This window comes from Psychrobacter sp. CX5 (genome assembly GCF_057621535.2).
Genome location: NZ_CM177735.1, coordinates 1,221,345 through 1,239,968 on the forward strand (window position 1 = coordinate 1,221,345; position 18,624 = coordinate 1,239,968).

Here is an 18,624-nt window from a genome sequence, read left to right on the forward strand (position 1 = left end):
TGAATGCCTAATTATATATTTGCTCAGGTTAATATAGGGTTACTTGATTGAACTTAATTTTGTGATACAAATCGATCGCCATCATCTAGTTGATTGCCATGACAGATTTGCTCAGCAGTGACAGGTTTGCTACCTGCAAATTGCAACTTGGTTAGGCGCAGGGTAGTTGCCACGTCATCATTTGGGCTGTTTTTACCACATGCCACTAAAATCGCATTCTTACCAACACTAATAACTGTACCCGGCTTTTCGCCCGTAGTTTGTGAAGGATTTACAGACATGACTGATAAAACTTTTACACGTTTAGGCGCGCCTTTGTCTTCTGAATTTGCCAAAAAGGTATAAGCACCCGGATAAGGATGCATACCGCGTATTTGACGCTCGATATGAGTCGCCGACTTGTTCCAATCAATTTCACCTTCCTCTTTGCTCAATTTCTCGGCATAATTGGCAAAGCTATCGTCCTGCTGTTCAGCTTGTGCTTGATAGTGTGGTAAATCTTTTAATACCTTAACAATAGCCTCAGCACCCAATTGTGCCATTTTGTCGTGCAAACTGGCAGTAGTTTCATCTGCAGCGATGTCGTATGCCACCTTATACAACATATCGCCCGTATCCAGACCCTTATCCATCTGCATAATGGTAATACCTGTCTGCTTATCACCTGCTAACAAAGCACGATGAATCGGCGCCGCTCCTCGCCAACGCGGTAGTAAGGAGGCATGAATATTAAGACAGCCATGGGTCGGTGTATTGAGCACGCCTAATGGCAAAATTAAGCCATAAGCGGCCACGATCATAATATCGGGTTGATATTGCTTTAAGGTTTCACGTGAAACAACACCGGTATCTTTCTTTAAACTAAAACTAAGAGGTTGCTCTACAGGAATGTTGTGTTCAATCGCTAACTGTTTGACGGGTGATGCGGTTAACTTTTGACCACGTCCGGCTTTACGATCTGGCTGAGTATAGACAGCCACAATCTCGATATTAAGTTCACTTTTCTGCTCAATGAGGGATTGCAAACTGACCGCTGCAAACTCTGGTGTACCGGCAAAAATTACCCGATATTTTGCGTTAGGTGTCGTCATAATATTGCTTAACTTGTTGTTTGGGTTCATTAATAGGGTTTTAAAATAGGGTTTTTAACATCAGATAAATCTTTGTAAGTTAGAGCGGTTTAGCCGTGATTGCAGCGGTAGCTTAGTGGTTTGTGGTGTATACAGCGCCTTGCACCAGCGTAGTCGCTTGAATAATGGAATACGATGGTGTTTAGGTGCTGTTCACCACCAACCACTAACGACAAGCGTAAAGCACGATAAGCTACCATCCCCTTATAACCTTATAAAATAGAGTGCTGTTAAATTACAGCTTAATTGAATGAAAGTTTTATTAAAAGACAGTGCTAAATTATTTTGCTTCTGCGTGATGCAAACGCTCTAGATAACGAGCAATGAGATCCACTTCAATATTGACAAGGCCACCGACTTTCCAATGCTTTGCTATATTAGTCACTTCTGCCGTATGCGGAATAATATTTAGACAGACGATATTGTCTTTAACAAGGTTGGTCGTCAGACTAATACCATCAACTGTAATTGAGCCTTTTGTCGCAGTGTATTTTTTTAACTCGTCAGGAATGGCAATTTCAATATAGATCGAACGCGCATCTTCTGTCATGACTTCAACGCTGCCAACACCATCCACATGACCCGATACCATATGACCGCCAAAGCGGGTGGTAGGTAGCATGGCTTTTTCTAAGTTCAAAATATCGCCTTGTTGCCAATTATTCATTGCCGTTTTTGCTAGAGTTTCACGTGAAACATCAACTGCATAGCTATTATTCTCAATATCAACAACAGTAAGACAGATGCCATTACTAGCAATAGAGTCGCCTAATTTTACATCGCTAAAATCTAAACTATCGGATTCAATAATTAAGCGAATATCACCGTCAACCTCTGTCATTGATTGTAATGTTCCTGTACTTTCTATAATACCTGTAAACATAAATTTACCTCTAAATGTGATGAAACACTGACTTTATATTGGTTTATGTGTCGTGTGTGAACTATATTATAAACAACTTAGCCTGTGGATAACTTAAAATAAAATATCGAAACGTCGTAATCATTAGGCCTTATAACCAAAGTTATCCACAACCTAGATTTATCAACTTATAATTACTTACCAACCCTCATGTTCCACATGAAACCTTTGTATTACAAGGTTTTCAAGATATATATGTTATCTATAGTTCCATGTGAAACGTAAATAATCCACAGTTCCATGTGAAACTGTTCGTTTTAAAACCTAATTTAGTGTATTAATAATTCAGATTGTGGATAACTTGATTTACTAAAAATCGTTATAAATAAGCCGTTGAATATAACCTCTAATTAACACTTACCCTTAATATAATAATTATAAACATTTGACGAGTTATAAACCCTTTGAATATTGGGATCAACCTATCGTAAACGTTGAGCGCTACCGCGACAATAGAAGACTTAATTAGCCTGACCGAGTCTAACAAAGATAGGCTATTTTATTGAAAAGCTATTATTCACCTAGTTAGTTCAATAGAGCAAGATCGAACCTTTAATAAGGTTAATGCGGTAAGTTTTCAGTTTGCCCATTTCTAGTTAGGATACCTGTGACTAGCAGTTGAATATGGGGTGTACACTATCTTTATATCAGACCCCATGGGAGTGATTGAGGCGACTTTATAGCGGTGCTGTGCTGACAGATCATCCAACTCTAAAGTCAGCATAGGTTGCGCCTTATGTCCTAATATACAAGGGGCTTGATACACAATAAGTTCATCGACCAGTCCCGCCTCAATAAAGCTTCCTGATACTTTAGAACCTGCTTCGATAAGAACATCATGAATTTGGTAGTGTTCTACTAACGCATGCAATAACTCTGTTAAGTTAGAATCTGACCACAACACTGTATCTGATCTTTGTAAAACCTTATATTTTGTATTGTCTTTTAAACGCTGGCGTCTGTCTAATATGACTACTTTAGGTTGGGGCACATTCTCAGCGGATACTCCTAACTGAGAGGAGCGCACCGTTAGGTTAGGATTATCATCAATAATGGTTTGACTGCCGGTAATTATTGCGCCGCTGAGCGCTCTTATAGCCTGTACATCTTCACGGGATTTAGAACCAGTAATCCATTTTGATTCGCCCGAGGCCATTGCGGTGCGCCCATCTAAGCTTGTGGCAATCTTCAGACGCACATAAGGCAAATGGGTACGCATACTTTTAAGAAAGCCCTTGTTGAGGGCTTCTGCCTGTTCATTTCCAACCCCAACGGTAACTTTAATACCGGCTTCTTTAAGCATCGATGCACCGCGACCGGCTACTTGCGGATTTGGATCTAAGCCAGCAATGACTACTCTGTCGACACCGGCATTGATTAAAGCAGTTGCGCACGGGGGTGTTTTACCCGTATGGCTACACGGCTCCAAAGTAACATAAGCCGTCGCCCCTGCTGCTAATTCTTTAGCCTCTCTTAACGCAAAGACTTCCGCATGAGGCTCCCCAGCCTTAGGGTGAAACCCCGACCCTACTATTAATTTATTCTTAACAATAACACAACCGACAGCAGGGTTTGGACGGGTGGTATATCGTCCCTTTTTAGCCTCCTCAATCGCTAGATTCATATAGTAATCATCTTCTACTTGCAGTGGGCTATTTGCTACAAAAACATTATGAGAAAGCTCTAATGTATTCGAATGAAGAGTCGTCGTTTGCTTAGTCGAGTTAGAGGAATGACTGGTCATAGTGTGAAATTACTTTTATTTAATGAGGCGTATAAGGACGAATAAAACCATTACTTAATAAAATTGTGCTTACTGAAACTGATGCTTGAAAATAGGACATTGGGCTTGATAAAAAATATTACTTATCATCTTCAGGTCGAATATTTTGTAGCTCTTGACGAAAGGCTTCAATGTCTTGAAAGTCTCTATAAACACTGGCAAAACGTACATAAGCCACATCATCAAGCTCTTTTAACTCACTCATGACCACCTCACCGAGATCCTTACTGCTAATTTCGCGCTCTCCAAGTTGACGAATCCGTTTTTCGATACGGCTAATCATCGCCTCTTGCTCATCGAGTGTCACCGGTCTTTTCTGTAAGGGCAGCTGTATTGAACGTCTCAATTTTTGAGCATCATAGGGTTCAATACGACCATTTGATTTGATAATACGCGGCATAACCACTTCGACGACTTCAAAGGTGGTAAAGCGCTCTTGGCATTGGTTACATTGACGGCGGCGGCGAACTTGTGCGCCTTCAGCCGCTAAGCGTGAATCGATAACCTTGGTATCACCAGCATTACAATAAGGGCACTGCATAATATATTCTCAGTAAAGGACTCTTGGTTTAATAAAAGGTCTAGCCGTTGACTCTCGGGCAGCCAAAACGCGTCTGTTTAATTTACTTATCAGTTATTTACCAATACAGAAGCTACCAAAAATACGGCCTAGTAGATCATCGGCACTAAATTCTCCTGTTATTTCACCCAAGCTATACTGACCTTGACGTAGACTTTCCGCCACCAGTTCACCTGCTTGGAACTCAACCAGTTGCTCATAAGCCTCATTCAAATGTTGTTGTGTCCGTTTTAGAGCATCAATATGTCGGGTACGGGCGATAAGGCTATTCTCCGGAGGGTGAAAACCGACCTTGTCACATAATGTGGTAATTAGAACATCTAAACCTTGAGAGGTTTCACATGAAACATTAACTTGTTCGTACCCCTTAATAGTGACTTTATCCGGTAACGTGGTCGTTTGATTTGGTTGTGTCGAAACCCCTTTAACAGAACTTTCAATAAAGGTATTGTCAACCAAATCTCGCTTATTGCCAATGAGCAATAACCTAGCAGGATCCAAATTCGAGGTTGCTGCTGCCGAGGTATCAATATCAAATAAATCTTTTGCCAATTGAATAGGATCGACTTCTTGAGATAAATCATACACCAAAAGTAGCAAATCTGCTTGATTGATGGCGTTATGGGCTCTTTGTATACCGATGCGCTCAACCGTATCATCAGTCTCTCTGAGACCAGCGGTATCGGTTAAATGTATGGTTAATCCGTTTAGTACAATGGTCTCTTGCAGGGTATCACGAGTTGTTCCCGCCACCTCAGTCACGATGGCACGCTCTTGTCCAGCCAGACTGTTTAGAAGGCTAGATTTGCCTGCATTAGGACGCCCTGCCAATACCACATGCACCCCATCACGTAATAATTGACCTTGCTGCGCGGTAGCCAGAATGTGGGTTACCTTATTTTGAATATCATTCAGCTTATTCTCAATAATACCATCACTCAAAAAATCAACATCTTCCTCATCTGGGAAATCAATAGAAGCTTCTACATATAGACGCAGCTCTATCAATGATTCTAACACCTGATTAATTTTATTTGAAAACTCTCCAGTGAGGGAGCGTATGGCACTGCTCGCGGCGGCAGCACTGGTGGCATCAATAGCATCGGCAATCGCTTCCGCTTGTAGCAGATCTAGTTTATCATTTTCAAAAGCACGATACGAAAACTCACCAGCCTGAGCTTGATGCGCCCCTAACTCAAACACGCGCGCCAATAACTGGTTTTGTAGCACCATACCACCATGACCTTGCAGCTCAATCACATCTTCACCCGTAAAAGAATGGGGGGCCTTAAAGTATAAAACCAACCCTTCGTCGAGCACACTGTCATCGGCACCGTAAAAACGACAAAAGCTTGCTAAACGCGGTTTAAACGCGGTTTTCCCCGTTAACTGACAAGCAATCGTATAGGCTTTTGGCCCTGATAAGCGAATGATACCCACACCCCCTCTACCAACAGGGGTGGCAATCGCAGCGATAGTTTTAACGGTTGTCATAAGTAATGGCTCTAATTAAAAGGTCATGGGTAGATTAAATGAGTCTGACAAACATAGATTATTTTATAGAAAAGATATCATTAGCATCTCAGTGACTATAGTAGGTGCTAACCCGTCTATATTCAATGTTTGATCAATACAATATCTGTTATACAGTCTTTTTCATAAAATTAAGGCACCTATATGACTTATATAGGTGCCTTACTATCTCGATATGATCTAATAGCAGCTTATAAACGGGATTAATTATCCAGCCATGCGAGCTGCTTTTTCTTGTTGCTCTCTTTCAACTTTTTTATTGACAAAGTACTGTTGGCCCATGGTAAATAAGTTATTGACGGTCCAATAAAGTACCAAACCTGCTGGGAAGAACAGCATAAATAAGGTGAAGATGATGGGTAAAAATTTCATCACTTTGGCTTGCATAGGATCAGTAGGTTGTGGACTGAACATCTGCTGAGCAAACATACTCGCCCCCATCAAGATAGGCAGAATGAACCAAGGATCCATCGCTGACAAATCTTGAATCCACAAAATCCACGGGGCATGACGCAGCTCAACACTCTCTACCAATACCCAGTATAGGGCTAAAAAAATTGGCATTTGCAACAAAATAGGCAAACACCCTGCCATTGGGTTGACTTGTTCTTCTTTGTAGATGGCCATCATCTCTTGCGACATCTTCATACGATCATCGCCATGCTCTTCTTTCAAAGCCGCTAAGCGCGGTGCAATGGCACGCATTTTTGCCATTGAATAGTAGCTTTTGTTTGAAAACCACATCAAGGCAATCTTCACTAAGATGGTTAACGCAATAATTGACCAACCCCAGTTGCCAACTATTTTATGTATGCCTTCTAGTATCGCAAATAATACTTTAGAAATTGGCCATAAAAAACCATAATCGACAGTTTTATTTAAGCCAGGTGCGACTTCTAATAAAGCGTCTTGATCTTTTGGACCTGCGTATAAAGTTGCGGTGACATCTTTTTGCTTCAGCGCTGGTACCGCTATAGGTTGACTATTCATACCTATGAAGTAGTTACCCCCTTTTTCATAGCTATAAAATTGCCCCTGAAAGTTCTCAGGTGTCCACGCTGAAACAAAATAATGCTGTACTATTCCTACCCAGCCATCTTGACTAGATGCTTTTAACTTACCATCGTTAAAGTCTTTAAATTTAAGCTTATTGTAATCATCATCTGGCGTACCCCAGGCTCCGCCCAGATAGGTGGCCATACTTAGCGCCCCCTTATCACCCATACCCGGATCTTTACTGCCATCACGCTTTAACTGAGCAAAGAGTTGCCCATTCCAAGGTTGATTTGTGGCATTATTAATATTGTAATTAACGGTGATAGGGTATTTACCTTGGGTAAAGGTAAAGGTCTTGGTAATCGTTACCCCATCCTGCTGATAAGTTAAGGGTACCTCTAACGTTGTTTGATCAGGCTGCATGACATAACTATCAGACTGATAGCTATATTTTGCACGGCCAGCTGATGTATCAATACCATTCGCACCATTCAAGCCGGATTGAGCCACATAGACTCGGCGCGAATCCTCTTCGAGTAATACAAACGGTGCTTCACTATCTAATGTGGCATCATATTCACGTAATGCCGCAAACACCACATCGCCCCCAGTAGGATCGATTTTTAGATGGTACAAATCTGTCGTAACGTCAATAAGCGTTGCCGCGGTCGACTCATTACTTGGGATACTTTGCGTGGTCACATCAGTGGCAGGCACATCAGTAGCTGCAGCTGCCGGTATAGCACTGGTGCCTGTACTGGTTGGAATGTCTGATCCAGTGCTTGAGGATACAGAAGGGGTTACTGCGTCTGCTGATGTATCTGGCGCATTGGCATAATCTTTTTGCCACGCTAGCACTAACAAGTAGGCGGTAATCAGCATCGCAATGATGATGAGCACCCGTAGTATCTTTTGCATAAGATTGTCCTAAACAACTCTAAATGAATGTTTTAATAATTTAAACTTATAGGGTAATCGTAGTGAGCTTGCTGCTATAGCATAGCAAGTAGCACTCAGTATTGATAAATAGCTCTAAATTAGATTGCTATATCATACTTAAAACGGTTACAAAATGGTGTGTATTTTACTAAAAAAACACGCTAAATGATATAGAGCATAAATGAGGGCAGTAAGGTAGGGTTAAGTTTGCTTGACTTTTACCAAACGTTAATTTCTTAGAATGTTAAAAGTCTGCTTTATAAATGATTGGCGATTATAACATTAAACGATTTAACCGAGCGATATAGCTGCTTTTATCGCGATACACCCCACCCTCCATTAGAATAGTTCCACGTGAAACATTTAGACTATTAGTATTCATAATGTTTGATGACTTTTTAATTGATAAAGACTTGATAGGGGTATAGTAGTATTTATAAAGAGGTAAGGGAACAAAATCTATGCCATGTCCCCCTAAAGGATGACAGCGACAAATGCGTTTGGCCGTTAATAACCCGCCTCTACCCGCACCATGCCATTGAATAGCCAGCTTGCCATATTGTGAGCACGTTGGATAATACCGGCACCTGCCAGGTAGCACAGGACTGATAAAAGACTGGTAGCCTTGAATAAGGCTCAATAGAAGACGAGAAAGAAAAGCATTAACCATAACCATCACACTGTATAAAGTTTCAACTATAAACGTTAGGTTTAAGCTGTATCGTTACTTTTGAACCAACAGAATTAAGATCATGATATAAACTCACCCCCATTATCGATCTAATTCTACAGAACAACTTATCAATCAACAACGTATCAATCTGCTTATTTTAGATTATTTCTAGCCACGGTATTGTGAAGTTATACTAATCCTAGATCATAATTTTTGATTAGCTATGATTTAATCTTTGATATTTACTGATCACTTTATCCAAAATCATACCGACTTCTTCAGCAATCTGGGCTTTGCTCAACTCTTTGGTCGATTTTTTTACGATAAAAACAATGTCTAGACCAGGCAGTTTAGAGTGTTTATGACGAAACTGTTCTCGAATAATACGTTTAATGGTGTTTCTAGCGACTGCTTTGGGTATTTTTTTCTTAGTTATAGCCATACCCAGTCGTGCCTGTGAGTGCTTAGAGTCGATAACAAACGCCATAAAGTGCGTTTGATGCACCTTAAATAAAGCTTGATTAAATACTGGGGTAAAGTCAACAGGTTTAAGCAATCTATTGGCTTTAGGGTAACCAAACTTTGGAGTAGATTGGCTTAAAGGGCGGGAGCTTTGGGCACAAGAGTCAGTCATGGGAGGGTCATATACCAGTAAAAGTCGGGCATAGGCAAACTAGAAAATTAAAGCATTAACCTCATTAAGCCTATCTATCTATGCAGACTTGAAAGTGGTTGCCATAACCCTCTTTTACCGGCCTATGATTATCGTAGAGAATATCGTGGATAGTTATTGTTAATATTATAATAAAAAAGCACCTAATCATTAGGTGCTTTTTTATACATATAGAGATCGATAGATCTATCATCATATTCTAAGTCATTAAATATAAACAACTTAAAATATAAATAACGTAGCTAAGATTACACCGTTAAACGATGACGACCTTTTGCACGACGACGCGCCAATACTTGGCGACCTTTTTTAGTGGCCATGCGAGCACGGAAACCATGAGTGCGCTTACGTTTAATAACGCTTGGCTGGAATGTACGTTTCATAAATCACCTGTAACAGCAAAGAAAATAAAGTGTATGGAGTTCACTAAGAATTAGTAATAACGGACGATTATGCCAGTGTTAACCCTTATTGTCAATAAAAAAGAAGTCGAACACAAGGCGTGTCAATTGATATAGTAATTAAAAGTAATCCGTTTTAAAACTACCCCAATCTTATCTAATCAAACAAAGACATCTAAAATACTGGAACTAGCTAATGCGCTAATAAAATCAACAGCTATACAATTAAAAAATTAATTTAACGGCTTTCGAATCATTTAAAGCCGTTTTCAACTAACTTTAAGTCGTCGTTCGTATAATATCAAAACTTTATGAGTCGTCGTTTCGATAATTCAATAACTGACAATTCAATAACTGACGGTTGCCAACTTTACGGTTATACACATTGATTTAAGGGTTATTAATTTTGATTATATGTAATGAAAATCAAACTCAAGATTATTTTTTTTGTGAAGGTAACTGATGTCGTTTGAAAAGAATACAGGCATTAAATAAAAACTTATCCACAGAAAGCATTACGCTCTATAACTATATATATAATAGTTCTTTTGTTATTATTAGTAGCTTATATTCCTGTGTATAACACAAAAATATCATTAAATATCAGTAAATTATCCTGTGGTTATTGTTGTTGATAAACTGTTATTAAACTCTGTATAACTTTGCATTTTTAGTTATCCACAGGGTTAATAACAAAGTTATCCACAGAATAATTATGATGATATTTACGTTTTTGTATGCTAAAGTAGGCTTTCAAAATAGGTTGGAACCATATTAAAGACAGTAATGAGAGTCTTAAAAAAGCCATTAAGCGTAATGATGTTTTCCATCCTATCCATCTTTTTGAATCTGTTTTAGTAGGGTTACCAGGTCATGTCAGAGAGTTTGCCGTTATGGGATAGATGCCTTAATGATTTAAGATATCAGCTCAAAGAAAATGAGTTCACGATGTGGTTGCGTCCTCTATCAGCAAATATTGTAGGGGATAAGTTAGAGTTACTAGCCCCCAACCAATATTTTGTGTCTCATGTACAGCAACATCATTTTGCTGAAATTGAAACCTTAGCAAAGCGGCACAGCAATGGGGATATCAACCATATTGTCATTCAAGTTGAAAGCAGTAGCCAACAGGGCTCCCCTAATAAATCAGGGCGTTTAAATAATGGTAACCCTGTCAATGGTGTAAGCGATCAGCATAACGCCACCGAAATGAGTGGCTCGGGTCACTACGTTAATGGAAAAAGTTCTGCCGGTTCAGTAAGCGATGCTGTGCAAATGGCCTCAGATAAATCACTAAGTTATATTAATCCGCAATTTACCTTTGAGACGTTTGTTAGTGGTAAATCCAATATGTTGGCATATAAAGCCTGTCAAGAATTGGGTAAAAAACAATCGCAAAATCGCCATAACCCTTTGTTTTTATATGGTGCTTCAGGTCTCGGTAAGACTCACCTAATGCACTCAGTGGCTCATAAATACTTAAAAATTGGCAAAACTTTTTATTATTTTTCGTCTGAAAAATTTATTAATCAGCTGGTATATGCGCTGCGCAATCAGAAAATTGAGCAATTTAAAAAGAAGATAAAACGTGTAGATCTCTTGATTATCGATGATGTGCACGTTTTGGCAGGTAAGAATAAATCGAGCAGTGAGTTTCTATCGTTATTTGCCGATTTTATGGTAGAGGGCAAGCAGGTGATTTTGGCTTCAGATCGCCATCCTTCGCAAATGACCGAGTTTGATGAACGCTTTCGCTCGCGGTTTTCGTCTGGATTGGCCGTGGCGATTGAGCCTCCTGAGATGGAAACCCGCATGCAAATCTTACAGAAGAAAGCCCACTTATCCGGTGTGGAGTTGCCAAAAGAATGTGCGTTATTTATCGCTCAAAATGTGGTATCCAATGTCAGACGTCTTGAAGGCGCGCTTAATCAGGTGGTCGCAAATGCCAACTTGACGGGTAATCCCATCGATTTAGATATGGTGCAATATGCGCTAAAAGATGTGATCGCGATACGCTCGCAAGCCGTTAGTATGGATAATATACGCAAGGTAGTCGCTGAGTATTATGATGTGTCTGTTAAAGACTTGATGAGTAAAAAGCGTACCCGTAGTATTGCTCGGCCTCGTCAAATCGCCATGTCTTTGGCTCGAGAATTAACCAAAGACAGCTTTCCTGATATCGGACAATCTTTTGGTGGTCGAGATCATACGACAGTCATGCATGCGTGTGAAAAGATTGCGCAGCTGCGTAGTGAAGATCCGGTCTTGGATAAAGAATACAAAGCCCTATCCATGACATTACAGGCAGGATAGCAGGCGTAGAGGGTATAGAGAATAGAGTATAGGGCGCAAAGAAATATTGCTGTTTTTAAAGGCTACCACAAGGTTAACTTTCATAGGAATCTTAGCAGGTAAAAAGACACGTATTGAAATACGTATCATTTGTAAGACTAAGCTGTCGAAACTGTGCAGAGGGTTTAATATTTAGTTATACTAAGTGGGAGTTGACCATATTAAAATCATAAAATGCCATAAGCTATATATGGTGCTGCTATAAAAAGTATTCCTATGAGTGATAACCCTTTAAAGCACAACCCTTTTAAACATAGTGCGTTAGACAACACACTTAGATATTCATTAAATATAAATCCAAATAAATTTAAGACCTCATTGAAGAGCCATATATTATGCAACTGTCAATAAATCGTGAATTGCTGCTAAAGGCCATTAATCTAATTGCAAAAGCAGCGGATAAACGCCATAACATGGTGGTATTAGGGAATATAAAACTGGAAGTAACTGAGACTGCCTTAATGTTGACGGCGTCTGATTTAGAAGTAGAGTTGAGTGCCGAAGTGAAGTTAGGCAACGGCGCGACTGGAACAGTGGGTGCCACTACTTTACCAGCCGCCAAATTGCATGAAATCTGCAAATTATTGCCTAAAGATACCATGATAGATATGAAAGCTGAAGCCAATGAGCGCTGCGTGATTAATAGTGGTAAAAGCCGCTTTGTATTAGGTACTTTGCCTGCAGAAGATTTCCCCGTATTGGGACGTCCTGCGAATATTACGCCACTGACATTGAATCGTACGGTATTGCTAGATTTAATGGCTAAGACTCAGTTTGCTATGGCAATACAAGACGTACGTTATTATTTAACCGGAATGTTGTTTGAGGTAGATCAACGACAATTAACCACTGTGGCAACGGATGGTCACCGTTTGGCTTTGGCACGAAGTGTTATTGATGTGGCTGACGACTTCTCGATGCAAGCTATATTACCTCGTAAAGCGGTTATCGAACTTGAGCGATTGGCGAATGAACTGGGTAAGTTGGTTGAAGACAAAGACGGTAATTTAACCTTAAGTTTTGGACGTGAATTCCTGCAAGTGAGCTTACCTTTTGGTAATGTAGACAGTACTGGCCAAATTGATGACTCTGTCAAAGTCACTTTTACCGCGCGTTTAATTGATGGTAAATTCCCTGATTATCGCCGAGTCATGCCGACCAATACGGATAAAGTTGCCTTAGCCAATAAAGAACAAATGACCGATGTTTTAAAACGCGTTGCTATCTTAAGTAATGAGAAATCACGCGGAGTTATCTTTAAGTTTAGCCAAGATGGCAATGTTGAGGTTCGTGCTAATAATGCAGAACAAGACGAGGCCGTGGAGGCATTGCAGGTTCAATTCCAAGGCGAGCCTATAGAGTTATCCTTTAATGCCGCTTATTTACAGGATGTATTAGACGTATTGGGGGGTGATGTTCAGTTACATATGAGTCAAGCCAATAGCTCAGTATTGGTCAATCAGCTAAACGATATTCAACATCAATACGTCATCATGCCGATGCGTATCTAGACAATATGAACTGCATAATATGGGATATGTACAAGTAAAGATGAAAAAGCAAAATCTATGGATTTTGCTTTTTTTAGGTTTATAGAATTCATAGTAACGCTGAAATAAATACAGTTTTTATTTAACATAATGTGTCAAATAAGTCTTATGTTTAAAGTGTACTTGGGGCTTTTAGATAAAGCTTATATATAAGGCTCTTACATAAAGCTCTTAAATAAGGTGCTTAAATTATGCTAACCCAGCTGAGTATTCATCATTTACGCAATTTGCAGTCTGTCAGTATTCAGGTTGGGCAATGTAATGTTTTTATAGGCGCTAATGGCAGCGGTAAAACGTCTTTATTAGAATCTTTATATTTGCTATCACGAGGTAAAAGCTTTCGCCACCATCAGCCGAAGCGTTATATTAGTCATCATGCACTGCACACAACCGTCCATGCAAAGTTTGTAGATGGTCATAGTATGGCTATCCAAAAGGCACAGGACGCCAGTACTACACTGCGTTTAGGACAACAAACTGTCTATGTTCAAAGTGCGCTGACAAAGCAACTACCTACGTTATTGATAGACCCCTCTTCTATGGATGTGCTGGAGATAGGAAGTGGTAGTCGCAGGCAGTTACTCGATTGGATAACGTTTCACGTGAAACCAGGTTTCCATTCGCAGTGGTTAGCGTATCAGCGGTTATTAAAACAACGTAATGCCTTATTAAAGCAATCTACTCATTTATCTTCCTACCAGCAGCAGGAGTTGGCTGCTTGGGATAAAGGATTGGCAACTCATGCCAGTTTAATCACGCATTACCGGCGCGAAGCCTTTGCAGAGTGGCAACCCTTATTCAATAGCCTTATTGAGCAGCTGCTCCCCGATTACGCACCCTTTATCCAGTTAAAATTTTCACCCGGTTATAACACTGAAGTTGGGTTGGATGAGCTTCTTAAGCAACGTTTGCAGCAAGATTGCCAAACTGGCTATACCCGTATTGGCTGTCATCGTGCGGATGTGCAGGTCTTATGGGTCGATGATGTTCACGCGCGTGAAACGGCTACTAAGCAGCACAAACAGTCATCAGTGAACGACGCATCGGACTTAACAGATAGCAAAGATTATAATAATAATCCAACGTCAAGCTTAGCTATATATACGAAAGTGGACAATGACTCTTCCTCAGAGTTATTCAAAGGTATTATCAAGGATAATTTAACTTATTATCAGGATAATGTGCTCAATGACGCCCAAAAAGAAGAAGGCATACCTGCATCTGAGGATAAAGAGTCTATTTCGAGCAATGTGCGTGAGCAAGCGGCAAATGTCCTATCACGGGGAGAGAAAAAATTATTAATTACTGCACTGAGACTGTCTCAACTTCCCTTACTTGCCCTGTCCAATACCAACCCCTCTTATAATGCTACTTACTCTCTACCAACACCCAACCCTTCTTTGAACTCTGATCAAAACCAAGGCGAAAACCCAATATTACCTGTGGTGTTATTAGATGACGTGACCGCAGAGCTTGACGACCGAGCGTTGAGCATACTTTTAAAGACGCTTTCTGGGCTATCCTGCCAAGTGTTCATTACCAGTTTAGATGAATCAATTATGAGTCAGATACATCACTATTGGCCAAATGCTAAGTTGTTTCACATGAAACAAGGTAACGTCATAGAAGGGGGACATGACTAACCAATGTTATCTTATAAAGTCGCCATGAAAATCTAGATGTAGTGGTAATTAGGCGCTGGGCGGTTCATGCTTTTCTTGACGAAAAATGCTATAATAGTGAATATTTTTAGTATCGATTTTATTGGCATGAAAATCTTGAGTTTTGGCAAAATTGGAGTGCCAAAAGTCAAAGTTGAGCTTGGTTGAATCAGTGTTTATTATTAGAAAATCTTACTGTAAGAATAAGACGCCATTATCTATGGTCAAAATCTACAGTCAAAGAACGCTAAAGGGACAGGGTGACAAGGCTATCGAGCGTCAGTAGTATATGAGTACTGCTCAAGTACTACTGACGTGGACTTAGCGAGATGGATACCGTAATTGTTTAACCGTTCGCTAACTAAAACAACACGTTACTGTCAATCAAGCTTCATACCATATTGCTATTTAAATTGCTGTTAATTCAGTATTGCCGTTTTAGGAAAGGATAGAACATGAGTGAGTCAAACCATAGTACCGAGCAGACACCATTAGACGCTCTGACAGAGGGTAACGACATAGAGTTAACTGAGCTACCAGAAGGTGCGATACCTGTCGCTGCGTCTGAAGATGATTATAGCTCTAAGAATATTCGTGTCTTGCGAGGGCTTGAAGCCGTTCGCGTACGTCCCGGTATGTATATTGGTGATACCGATGACGGCACAGGCTTACACCACATGGTGTTTGAGGTCGTGGATAACTCAATCGATGAAGCATTAGCAGGTCACTGTGATCAAATTGACATTATTATTCATGAAGATGAGTCGGTCAGTGTCATGGATAATGGGCGTGGTATTCCCATTGATATTCACCCAGAAGAGGGAGTGTCAGCCGCACAAGTAATTATGACCGTGTTGCATGCTGGCGGTAAATTTGATGACAACAGTTATAAAGTCTCGGGTGGCCTACATGGGGTGGGTGTCTCGGTGGTCAATGCCCTATCGAAAAAGTTAGAGCTAAATATCTGGCGTGACGGTCATCATTATCAGCAAACCTATAGTGATGGTGTGCCTGATAGTGATATTCAAGAGTTGGAAAAGACGGATCGAACAGGCACACAGATTCGCTTTTATCCCAGCCCAGACGTCTTCACTGGGACGGTATTTGAGTTTGATATCTTGGCCAAGCGCCTACGCGAGCTGTCGTTTTTAAACTCAGGGGTGCGCATTGTTCTGACCGATGAGCGTACTGATAAACAACATGTGTTTGAGCACAAAGGCGGTCTATCCGAGTTTGTGGCTTACATAAACTCAGGTAAAGACGGGCTTAATGAGGTCTTTCATTTCGTCAGTGAGCAAGATGATGGTATCGTTGTCGAAGCGGCGCTGCAGTGGACCGATACTTATAACGAAAAAGTACTGTGTTTTACCAACAACATCCCGCAAAAAGATGGCGGTACTCACTTATCAGGCTTCCGTTCTGCGCTCACTCGTTGTCTAAATACTTATATGGACAACGAGAAGCTGATGAAAAAAGAGAAGGTCAATACCACGGGCGATGATGCGCGTGAAGGATTAACCGCTATTGTCTCGGTGAAAGTGCCTGACCCTAAATTCTCAAGCCAGACCAAAGACAAACTGGTCTCAAGCGAGGTAAAATCTGCTGTTGAGTCAGCAATGCACGACAAGTTTAATGACTATCTGCTTGAGAATCCTTCGGCGGCTAAATCTATTGCTAATAAAATCATTGATGCGGCCCGTGCGCGTGATGCTGCCCGTAAAGCCCGTGAATTAACCCGTCGTAAAACCACGCTCGATATCGCTGGTTTGCCCGGTAAACTGGCCGACTGCCAAGAGAAAGACCCAGCATTGTCTGAATTATATATTGTGGAGGGTGACTCAGCTGGCGGATCTGCGAAGCAAGGTCGTAGCCGTAAAACGCAAGCGATTCTACCACTAAAAGGTAAAATTCTAAACGTAGAGCGTGCACGCTTTGACAAAATGCTGTCTTCTGCAGAAGTGGGTACCTTAATCACTGCCCTAGGCTGTGGTATCGGCCCTGATGAATATAATCCTGACAAAGTACGCTATCATAAAATCATTATCATGACCGATGCGGATGTGGATGGTTCGCATATCCGTACCTTACTGCTGACTTTCTTTTTCCGTCAAACGCCAGAGCTTATTGAACGCGGCTATGTGTACATCGCCCAACCCCCACTTTATAAAGTTAAAAAGGGTCGTCAAGAGTTGTATTTAAAAGACGATGAGGCATTAAAGGCGTATCTATTATCGTCTACCATTGATGAGATGAAGCTTCATGTTAGCGAAGATGCGCCGCCTATTACCGGACAAGCGTTAGAAACATTACTCAACGACTATAACCAAACGCAATTGGTAAAAGCCCGTTTGCAAATACGCTACCCTGCGGTCTTGTTAGATGCGTTAACGCATGTGCCAAAGCTGACCACTGACATGACCTATGATCATGAGGCCATGAGTGATTGGAAAGTTGCTCTTCAAACCCAATTAGAGCGTTTTGGTAGTGATTTACATCCGGTTATTGAGCTTGATAATATCCATGCTCCGCAAACCGATGCATTATCTGAAGCGGATAAAGATGCCCAAAATCAGTTTAAGTTTAAAGTGGGCGCTAAAGTAGACAGTCCAAACGATGATGGTGAAGATGCGACAGTAGTTGAGGGCAGTGATAGTGAAATGTTATCTACTAAGCCACAGTGGTTGCCCCGTATTACCATCTATGTGCACAACCTTGCTCAGCACTATTTACTTGATTCGGGATTCTTTAACTCGGGTGAGTATGCCCGACTCATGCGCCTGTCAAAAGAGTGGAATACTTTACTAACCGAGACAGCGTTTATTCGCCGTGGTGAAAAAGATACCTTGTTACGTGACTTTGATCATTTATGGCAGCAGGTGATGGTAGATGCCCGCCGCGGCTTATCAGTCCAGCGCTATAAAGGCTTGGGTGAGATGAATGCCGACCAATTGTGGGATACTACGATGGATCCTGAAAATAGGCGGATGCTAAAAGTAACGATTGAAGATGCGATTGCCGCTGATCATCTATTTATGTGCTTAATGGGTGATGATGTTGAGCCACGCCGTCAGTTCATTGAAGAGAATGCTTTAACGGTGACCAATTTAGACATTTAGAATACCGACTTATTTGTTCGGCAATGTCGTCAATCAATTCTGCTAGCTGATCCCTTCTAAACTAAAAGTCATCTTGTTATTCAAGGTGGCTTTTTATTGTTTCACGTGAAACTAGTTTGTTGTAATACCTTTGAAATAGTTATTACTATACCCTTTCTAAAAACAAACCTATCAAGGACAATGAGTGAAAGCATTATCCAATATAGGCTAAGTAAATTTGAAACAGATAGGTTGTTTTTCAGCATCGGTGTTATTGCTCTATAAAAGCGTTAAGCTATGTAACATAATTTGGTTATACTGATTCAAACCTGATAG

At 40.7% G+C, this 18,624-nt stretch carries 14 protein-coding genes; 4 read left to right on the forward strand and 10 right to left on the reverse strand.

Annotated features, from left to right (window positions below; all coding sequences use genetic code 11):
• Positions 1 to 53: 53 nt before the first annotated feature.
• The 10 genes from fmt to rpmH form a co-directional block, all read right to left on the reverse strand.
• Positions 54 to 1,091 (reverse strand): methionyl-tRNA formyltransferase, encoded by a 1,038-nt coding sequence (fmt, locus tag AC21OG_RS04700; RefSeq protein ID WP_487376127.1) that lies wholly within the window; start codon positions 1,089 to 1,091, stop codon positions 54 to 56.
• Positions 1,092 to 1,180: 89 nt separating this feature from the next.
• Positions 1,181 to 1,330, reverse strand: a complete 150-nt coding sequence (locus tag AC21OG_RS04705; RefSeq protein ID WP_487376128.1) for a hypothetical protein — start codon at positions 1,328 to 1,330, stop codon at positions 1,181 to 1,183.
• A gap of 80 nt (positions 1,331 to 1,410) precedes the next feature.
• Positions 1,411 to 2,013, reverse strand: a complete 603-nt coding sequence (locus tag AC21OG_RS04710; RefSeq protein ID WP_487376129.1) for a riboflavin synthase — start codon at positions 2,011 to 2,013, stop codon at positions 1,411 to 1,413.
• A gap of 631 nt (positions 2,014 to 2,644) precedes the next feature.
• Complete coding sequence (ribD, locus tag AC21OG_RS04715) at positions 2,645 to 3,676, reverse strand: bifunctional diaminohydroxyphosphoribosylaminopyrimidine deaminase/5-amino-6-(5-phosphoribosylamino)uracil reductase RibD (RefSeq protein ID WP_487376444.1); 1,032 nt, start codon at positions 3,674 to 3,676, stop codon at positions 2,645 to 2,647.
• Between the two features lie 238 nt (positions 3,677 to 3,914).
• Entirely contained in the window at positions 3,915 to 4,376 is a 462-nt protein-coding gene (gene nrdR / locus AC21OG_RS04720) for a transcriptional regulator NrdR (protein WP_486545326.1), read from the reverse strand.
• Positions 4,377 to 4,469: 93 nt separating this feature from the next.
• Positions 4,470 to 5,909 carry a tRNA uridine-5-carboxymethylaminomethyl(34) synthesis GTPase MnmE gene (gene mnmE, locus AC21OG_RS04725; protein WP_487376130.1) on the reverse strand — a complete coding sequence of 480 codons (1,440 nt, stop codon included), beginning with the start codon at positions 5,907 to 5,909 and terminating at the stop codon, positions 4,470 to 4,472.
• Positions 5,910 to 6,155: 246 nt separating this feature from the next.
• Positions 6,156 to 7,862, reverse strand: coding sequence for a membrane protein insertase YidC (gene yidC, locus AC21OG_RS04730; RefSeq protein ID WP_487376132.1), 1,707 nt, complete (start codon positions 7,860 to 7,862; stop codon positions 6,156 to 6,158).
• 295 nt (positions 7,863 to 8,157) lie between these two features.
• Positions 8,158 to 8,553: a membrane protein insertion efficiency factor YidD gene (gene yidD / locus AC21OG_RS04735; protein WP_487376134.1), complete on the reverse strand. Its 396-nt coding sequence runs from the start codon at positions 8,551 to 8,553 to the stop codon at positions 8,158 to 8,160.
• 220 nt (positions 8,554 to 8,773) lie between these two features.
• A complete protein-coding gene (gene rnpA, locus AC21OG_RS04740) occupies positions 8,774 to 9,190 on the reverse strand; it encodes a ribonuclease P protein component (RefSeq protein WP_487376136.1) in 417 nt (138 codons plus the stop codon).
• A 287-nt stretch (positions 9,191 to 9,477) separates the two neighbouring features.
• Positions 9,478 to 9,612, reverse strand: a complete 135-nt coding sequence (gene rpmH / locus AC21OG_RS04745; RefSeq protein ID WP_007394757.1) for a 50S ribosomal protein L34 — start codon at positions 9,610 to 9,612, stop codon at positions 9,478 to 9,480.
• Between the two features lie 891 nt (positions 9,613 to 10,503).
• Between rpmH and dnaA the strand changes: the two genes are divergently transcribed.
• The 4 genes from dnaA to gyrB all read left to right on the forward strand — a co-directional run bounded on the left by dnaA (position 10,504) and on the right by gyrB (position 18,309).
• Positions 10,504 to 11,943 (forward strand): chromosomal replication initiator protein DnaA, encoded by a 1,440-nt coding sequence (gene dnaA, locus AC21OG_RS04750; RefSeq protein ID WP_486545334.1) that lies wholly within the window; start codon positions 10,504 to 10,506, stop codon positions 11,941 to 11,943.
• 374 nt (positions 11,944 to 12,317) lie between these two features.
• Positions 12,318 to 13,493 (forward strand): DNA polymerase III subunit beta, encoded by a 1,176-nt coding sequence (dnaN, locus tag AC21OG_RS04755; protein ID WP_486545335.1) that lies wholly within the window; start codon positions 12,318 to 12,320, stop codon positions 13,491 to 13,493.
• A 230-nt stretch (positions 13,494 to 13,723) separates the two neighbouring features.
• On the forward strand, positions 13,724 to 15,175 hold the full coding sequence (gene recF / locus AC21OG_RS04760; RefSeq protein ID WP_487376139.1) for a DNA replication/repair protein RecF: 1,452 nt from the start codon (positions 13,724 to 13,726) through the stop codon (positions 15,173 to 15,175).
• A 473-nt stretch (positions 15,176 to 15,648) separates the two neighbouring features.
• Complete coding sequence (gene gyrB / locus AC21OG_RS04765) at positions 15,649 to 18,309, forward strand: DNA topoisomerase (ATP-hydrolyzing) subunit B (RefSeq protein ID WP_487376141.1); 2,661 nt, start codon at positions 15,649 to 15,651, stop codon at positions 18,307 to 18,309.
• Positions 18,310 to 18,624: the final 315 nt, after the last annotated feature.

Coding starts and splice junctions, on each gene's coding strand:
- fmt (WP_487376127.1), bottom strand. CDS start 1,091: ATGACGACACCTAACGCAAAATATCGGGTAATTTTTGCCGGTACACCA.
- AC21OG_RS04705 (WP_487376128.1), bottom strand. CDS start 1,330: ATGGTAGCTTATCGTGCTTTACGCTTGTCGTTAGTGGTTGGTGGTGAA.
- AC21OG_RS04710 (WP_487376129.1), bottom strand. CDS start 2,013: ATGTTTACAGGTATTATAGAAAGTACAGGAACATTACAATCAATGACA.
- ribD (WP_487376444.1), bottom strand. CDS start 3,676: ATGAATCTAGCGATTGAGGAGGCTAAAAAGGGACGATATACCACCCGT.
- nrdR (WP_486545326.1), bottom strand. CDS start 4,376: ATGCAGTGCCCTTATTGTAATGCTGGTGATACCAAGGTTATCGATTCA.
- mnmE (WP_487376130.1), bottom strand. CDS start 5,909: ATGACAACCGTTAAAACTATCGCTGCGATTGCCACCCCTGTTGGTAGA.
- yidC (WP_487376132.1), bottom strand. CDS start 7,862: ATGCAAAAGATACTACGGGTGCTCATCATCATTGCGATGCTGATTACC.
- yidD (WP_487376134.1), bottom strand. CDS start 8,553: ATGGTTAATGCTTTTCTTTCTCGTCTTCTATTGAGCCTTATTCAAGGC.
- rnpA (WP_487376136.1), bottom strand. CDS start 9,190: ATGACTGACTCTTGTGCCCAAAGCTCCCGCCCTTTAAGCCAATCTACT.
- rpmH (WP_007394757.1), bottom strand. CDS start 9,612: ATGAAACGTACATTCCAGCCAAGCGTTATTAAACGTAAGCGCACTCAT.
- dnaA (WP_486545334.1), top strand. CDS start 10,504: ATGTCAGAGAGTTTGCCGTTATGGGATAGATGCCTTAATGATTTAAGA.
- dnaN (WP_486545335.1), top strand. CDS start 12,318: ATGCAACTGTCAATAAATCGTGAATTGCTGCTAAAGGCCATTAATCTA.
- recF (WP_487376139.1), top strand. CDS start 13,724: ATGCTAACCCAGCTGAGTATTCATCATTTACGCAATTTGCAGTCTGTC.
- gyrB (WP_487376141.1), top strand. CDS start 15,649: ATGAGTGAGTCAAACCATAGTACCGAGCAGACACCATTAGACGCTCTG.